This window comes from uncultured Caballeronia sp. (genome assembly GCF_964243625.1).
Taxonomy (GTDB): domain Bacteria; phylum Pseudomonadota; class Gammaproteobacteria; order Burkholderiales; family Burkholderiaceae; genus Caballeronia.
Window position 1 is genome coordinate 1 of the sequence record NZ_CAXTGZ010000413.1, and the last position, 5495, is coordinate 5495.

Annotated in this window: 5 protein-coding genes and 1 pseudogene; 1 reads left to right on the forward strand and 5 read right to left on the reverse strand. The window is 60.8% G+C overall.

What is annotated here, in order from left to right; translation table 11 throughout:
- Positions 1–27 precede the first annotated feature (27 nt).
- The 3 genes from ACFFAR_RS23270 to ACFFAR_RS23280 are packed head-to-tail and all read right to left on the reverse strand — an operon-like array spanning position 28 to position 3055.
- Positions 28–1083: an ABC transporter substrate-binding protein gene (locus ACFFAR_RS23270; protein ID WP_174364135.1), complete on the reverse strand. Its 1056-nt coding sequence runs from the start codon at positions 1081–1083 to the stop codon at positions 28–30.
- A 56-nt stretch (positions 1084–1139) separates the two neighbouring features.
- Positions 1140–1973, reverse strand: a complete 834-nt coding sequence (locus ACFFAR_RS23275) for an ATP-binding cassette domain-containing protein (RefSeq protein ID WP_174364134.1) — start codon at positions 1971–1973, stop codon at positions 1140–1142.
- A complete protein-coding gene (locus ACFFAR_RS23280; RefSeq protein ID WP_083637862.1) occupies positions 1967–3055 on the reverse strand; it encodes an ABC transporter permease in 1089 nt (362 codons plus the stop codon). Before ACFFAR_RS23280 ends, ACFFAR_RS23275 begins: the two co-directional genes overlap by 7 nt.
- Before the next feature lie 299 nt (positions 3056–3354).
- Here ACFFAR_RS23280 and ACFFAR_RS23285 point away from each other — a divergent pair, with 299 nt between their 5' ends.
- On the forward strand, positions 3355–4545 hold the full coding sequence (locus ACFFAR_RS23285; protein WP_174364133.1) for a porin: 1191 nt from the start codon (positions 3355–3357) through the stop codon (positions 4543–4545).
- Between the two features lie 102 nt (positions 4546–4647).
- On the opposite strand, the gene ACFFAR_RS23290 is transcribed toward ACFFAR_RS23285, so the two are convergent.
- On the reverse strand, positions 4648–5274 hold the full coding sequence (locus tag ACFFAR_RS23290) for a cysteine dioxygenase family protein (RefSeq protein WP_174364132.1): 627 nt from the start codon (positions 5272–5274) through the stop codon (positions 4648–4650).
- A gap of 13 nt (positions 5275–5287) precedes the next feature.
- Positions 5288–5495: pseudogene (locus ACFFAR_RS23295) on the reverse strand (hypothetical protein); the annotation flags it as partial.

Here is a 5495-nt window from a genome sequence, read left to right on the forward strand (position 1 = left end):
GAGGGTTACAAGCTGGCGTTGTAGACGTCAAGCCAGTACGTCGGAAAACACCTTGTTGGCGAAACGGGTCGAGTCCGTACCGCTGTTCAACACGCCAACTGTCTTGAGGTCATCGGCGTAAAGAGAAATCTCTTTCTTGAACGCATCGCCAACCGGATGATGATGGTCCGTGTGGCTCTTCAGCATGGCCGTAAGCTGTGCGACGTCCGCTTGCGGTGCGTGAACGGAGAAGATTGCCGCGGCCTCTGCAGGATTGTTCGCCGTCCATTCCGTCGCTTCCAGCAAGGCCTGCGTGAGCGCTTGCGCGGTCGCACGATCCTTTCTTATCAAACTGCCGCGCACGCCGAGCACGCAGCAGACACGGGTCTGGTATTCGCCGCACAAGTTGTTCGACACCTCGTACAAGTGGTCGGATTCGCGCAGCGTCCAGATGGTTGGATCGCCATCCGCAATGGCGTGAACCTCGCCCTTCTTCAATGCTTCGCCAAGCAGGTTGGCGGGATACTGGCGCCAGCGCACATCGTTATCCGGATCGATGCCAATCTTCTTCAACGTGATCGCGAAGAAGTTCTTCGCGGGACTCGCCATGTCGCTGACACCCACGGTCTTGCCCTTGAGTCCCGGCAAATCAACGATGCCCGATGTTCGCGTTGCAAGTAAGCGCATGCAGCCGCCGTGAATGCCGGCGGTGAGCTTGACATCGAAGCCCTGCTCGAGCGGCTTGATCCAGCGCAGCGCCATGCCAACGCCCGCATCCGACTTTCCCGTGGCGATTGCTTCGAGCAACTGGTCAGTCGAACCCGCGAAGTTGATGAGTTCGACATCCAGTCCATGCTTGGCGAAGAACCCCTGCTTGATGCCGACCGGTACCGGGGCCGTGCAAATCGCACTTGCATTCCACGACAACTTGAGCGGCTTCAACCTGGTGTCGTCGGCGCGGGCGGGCAAGCCGGCCAGACCGAAGGTCGCGCCGCCCAACGCAGCGGCGCCGGCTGACCATGCAGTCTTGCGCAGCCATGCGCGGCGTGAAATGCTCTGCGGCGTCGAGGCGCTTTCGCCGGCGCCGGACTCTGAACGGTTCATCGGTATTTCTCCACGGGTCGTTGGTTATAGGTTTTGCTGGCGTTTTCTATTTTTACTTACGCGACCAGGCCGAGCAGCGCGAGCACTTCACGGCGCAGTTCGACCAGCTTTGGATCGTCACGATGCCGCGGATAAGCTGCATCGTTGCGCACTTCTGCCGTGATTCGCGCGGGCCGTTCGCTGAATACGATGACGCGGTTTGCAAGGAACAAGGCTTCTTCGACATCGTGGGTCACGAGCAGCACCGAGAAGCGCGCGTCGCGCCATAATTTAACGAGCTCGCTTTGCATCCGCAGGCGTGTGAGTGAATCGAGCTTGCCGAAGGGTTCATCGAGTACGAGCAACTCCGGGTCGTTCACGAGGGCGCGCGCCAACGCGACGCGCTGCGCCATGCCGCCCGACAGTTGATGCGGATAAGCCGCGGCGAACTCGGTCAGGCCAACGAGTTGCAACGCGGCATCGATACGTTGTTCAGCCAAACGAGCGCCTTCGGGCAACGAACGCGCCGCCTTGCGCTTGCTCCACGGAAACCGCAGACCGTCTCGCTGCGCTTCCGGTCCGAGCCCCACGTTTGCGCGCACCGTGCGCCACGGATACAAGGTCGGGTCCTGGAACACGACAACGCGCGACGGGTCCGGACCGCCGATGCTTACGCCATTGGAGGACACCGAGCCCTGCGCCGGCGAATCGAGGCCGGCCACGAGCCTGAGCAACGTCGATTTGCCGCAACCGCTTGGCCCAAGCAACGCGACAAACTCGCCCGGGTCCACGGAGAAACTGACGTCATCGAGCACGGGCAAGGCTGCGCCATGCAATGAAAACCGGTGACTGACTTCGTTTACATCGATACGTGCGCCCGGCGTGGACTGACTGAGTTGCGTGCTTACCATTTCAACAATCCTTTTTGCCAGGCCAACAAACGATCGCGGAAGCGGAACAGCAACGTGATGAGACCCGAGCACATCAGCGCCATGACGAGCAGCGCGGCGTACATGTTCGCGTACGCGGCCCATCCCTGCGCCCATTGCAGATACCAGCCGAGGCCCGCTTTCACGCCCATCATCTCAGCCACGATAAGTACGGAAAACGATGCCCCCAGTCCCATGAAAAGCCCGACGAACACCGACGGCAACGCGGCCGGGACAGCGACCTTGAGAATCAGGAAGCCGGGTCTTGCACCGAGCGTGCGCGCTACGTCGTAGAACGTGCTGTTCACACCGGCTACGCCCGACCATGTCAGCACCGCGACCGGAAAACCCGTGGCAAGCGCAATGAGAAACACGCTTGCGCTGAAGCTCGACGGGAAGAAAAAGAATGCAAGCGGCAGCCAAGCGGTAGCGGGCAACGGCCCGATCAGCCTCAACACCGGATGCAGCCAGTACCCTACGGCTTTCGACCAGCCGATACCCACGCCCGTCACGAAGCCCGCGATAGCACCGATCACATAACCGTACGCAAGCAACCCGAACGAGTGCACGACGCTGGAACCGAGGCGCGGGAAGTCGTCGAAGAAGACTGCGATCAACGCCTGCGGCGGCGCAAAGAACGGGCGTGGCAGCACTTCGAGTTTCGCGGTGAGCACGTCCCAGACGGTGAAGGCTATGGCAAGCGCGACCAACCAGGGCATGACCGCAAGCCAGCGTTCTGCGCGGCTCGGCGGGGCATCGGCCTGGCGATTCGAGACGCTTGCATACGCGCTCCCACCGATCAACAGAGCCACTACCGCAAGCGCCAGTTTTATAACCAGCAAGTGGCGCGTATAAGGCCACTCATCAGCATCGGGCCACCATTGCGTGAGCGCCGCGCTTGCGACCCATGCCGATGCAGCAAGCGCCGCAGGCACGACATGTCGCGTTGCGCTGCGACCTTGCGCCGAAGTAACCCGAACAGTCTTCGCGCGAACCTTGGGCGCAGGCGTGAACACGGTGCCGGAACGATCCGAAGCCGGTTCATAGTTTGGAGTACCGGACATGATCTGCAAGACCCTCGTGTTGTGAGAAGTAGCGAATGGTGCGAGAAGCAAAAGACTAACGACGCACTGCGCGCTTAACAATGATTCGTTTGCCATATGTTTATCAGGCGGCGCACTTTATGGATTGCATGAGATCCCGTGCAGCCCGGTTTCATTTTCAAATTACTTTGCCCCATCTTTACAAATTACGATCATCTGTATTACGAAGCTAAATTTCATCGTTCTGTCAGTTGGTCAAGAACTCTAAGATCGGGGTCCTCAAATTTGATCAACACAACTACTTTGACAAGAGGACACCGATGAAACGAGTCGTACTGGCCGGCGCAACCGGCATCATGGTTATCGCCCCTGCACTAGCGCAGGCGCAGAGTTCGGTCACGCTGTACGGGATAGTCGATGCAGGGCTTACCTACACGAACAATCAGAAGGGCGCGAAGAACTTCCAGCAGACGAGCGGCAAGCTGAGCGGCAGCCGCTGGGGTCTGAAGGGCGCAGAGGACCTGGGCGGCGGTCTCAGCGCTGTCTTCACGCTGGAGAACGGCTTTCGTCCCAACGATGGCACGCTTGGACAAGGCGGCCGTGAGTTTGGACGGCAGGCGTTCGTGGGCATCGCCAAGAAAGGCATTGGTACGGTCACGCTCGGCCGTCAATACGAACCGCTATCCGATCTGGTCGCGCAATACGCGGGCTCGGGATTCTGGTCACCGGCCACGCACGTTGGCGACAACGACAACCTGAACCAGACGTTCCGTATCAACAACGCAATCAAGTTTCGCAGCGACACCATTTCAGGCTTCACGCTGGACACGCTGTACGCATTCAGCAACCAGGCGAACAACGGCACGGGCCAGGGCTTCAGCAACAACCGCGCTTGGGGTGTCTCGGCGAACTACACCGCGGGTCCGTTGTCAGCCGGCGGCGGGTACGTGGTGCTCAATCATCCCGATACGACGACCAACACCGCCGGCGCGGTGGGTGGCGCCACGGCAACGAGCGGCGATGACTACAGCGGCGCCCTCTTCTATGGCCTTAACGGCGGTGTGCTGCGCCAGCAGATCGCGGTCGCGGGCGCAAATTATGTGCTCGGCAAAGCCACGGCAGGCTTCGCGTTCAGCCATACGCAACTCGACTACAACGACGGTTCGTCGCGCAAGTTCAATAACTACGACGCCAACCTGCGCTACCTCGTGACGAGCGCCGTCACGGTGCTGGGCGTCTACACCTTCACCGATGGCCGCGCAAACAACTTGCCCGGAACCGGTGGCGCGTCGCTCAAGCCGCGCTGGCATCAGTTCACGCTGGGTCTCGACTACGCGCTGTCGAAGCGTACGGAGCTATATCTTTCGGGCGTGTATCAGCTTGCTTCCGGCGACGCCTCCACGCGGGTCGGCAGCGGCTACAGCAAGATTGCCGCGATTGCGGATGCGGGCACGGCGTCATCCACGAATCGCCAGGTCGCGGTGTTCAGCGGGATCCGCGCGAAGTTCTAAGCGTGTTCGAGTGCCCGGCTTCATGCAAGTCGGGCACTGTCAGGTTCACTTCGATGAATACTGCCGATGCCACTTCAGCAATTGCTGCCACCGGCAGACTCATCAGCCGACCGCCTGCGTACCACGCTGCATGTGCGTTGCGTTGTAGCGCACCACGCGTCCCGTTTCGAGTTCGTAACCAAGGCGGCCGGTCAGCGTTTCGAGCGGACGGCCGTAGAGATGAAAATGCAACGTCGGCGAATCGCCCGTGACGTGAATGCTATGGATATCTTCTGGAAGGAAAGCGATCGGCGTCCCGGGCTGAACCACCACTTCACGTTCCAGTTCGAGCGACGCCTGATCGGGGTCCGAGCGGTCATCGGTACGCCGATATACGCGGTTCAATTCCTCGCCCTTCAGCGCCGCGATTACCGCCCACGTGTCATGGTTGTGCGGAACGGTCGTCTTGCCCGGCAGCAAGGAGTTCAGGTAGAGGGCCACGCCGTCCTCCCCCGGGTTCAGCCTGTAACGCGTCGAGGTATCGCCGCTGCCCGGTTGCGGCGGCGGGAAGTCATCGGCGGAAAACAACGCAGCATCCTTCGATGCAAGCGCGAGCAGTCGCAGGCTGATTGCATCGAGCGCAGTGCGCGTCACGCCTTCGGTCGCGAGAATGGCGCGGACGTCGTCGATCAATGCGGTCACGGCGGTCTGGCGTTCGCTGATGAGGTGCGGTGCGGAGAGGGTTGTCATGGTGTGATTTCGTTCAAAGAGTGGCGAGAGCAAGTGCCGCGTTGCTGCGTGAGCGTTTGCGCAATGCGCGGCGGTCTTTGCCGCGCGCGCGTTGCAGGAAGAGCCGCGTGCGTTCGTTGTCGGGTGCGCCGAAGATCTGCGATGGCTCGCCATGCTCGACGATCACACCGCGTTCGGTGAAGAACACTTCGTCGCTGACGTCCTCCGCGAAGCGCATCTCG

Coding starts and splice junctions, on each gene's coding strand:
- ACFFAR_RS23270 (WP_174364135.1), bottom strand. CDS start 1,083: ATGAACCGTTCAGAGTCCGGCGCCGGCGAAAGCGCCTCGACGCCGCAG.
- ACFFAR_RS23275 (WP_174364134.1), bottom strand. CDS start 1,973: ATGGTAAGCACGCAACTCAGTCAGTCCACGCCGGGCGCACGTATCGAT.
- ACFFAR_RS23280 (WP_083637862.1), bottom strand. CDS start 3,055: ATGTCCGGTACTCCAAACTATGAACCGGCTTCGGATCGTTCCGGCACC.
- ACFFAR_RS23285 (WP_174364133.1), top strand. CDS start 3,355: ATGAAACGAGTCGTACTGGCCGGCGCAACCGGCATCATGGTTATCGCC.
- ACFFAR_RS23290 (WP_174364132.1), bottom strand. CDS start 5,274: ATGACAACCCTCTCCGCACCGCACCTCATCAGCGAACGCCAGACCGCC.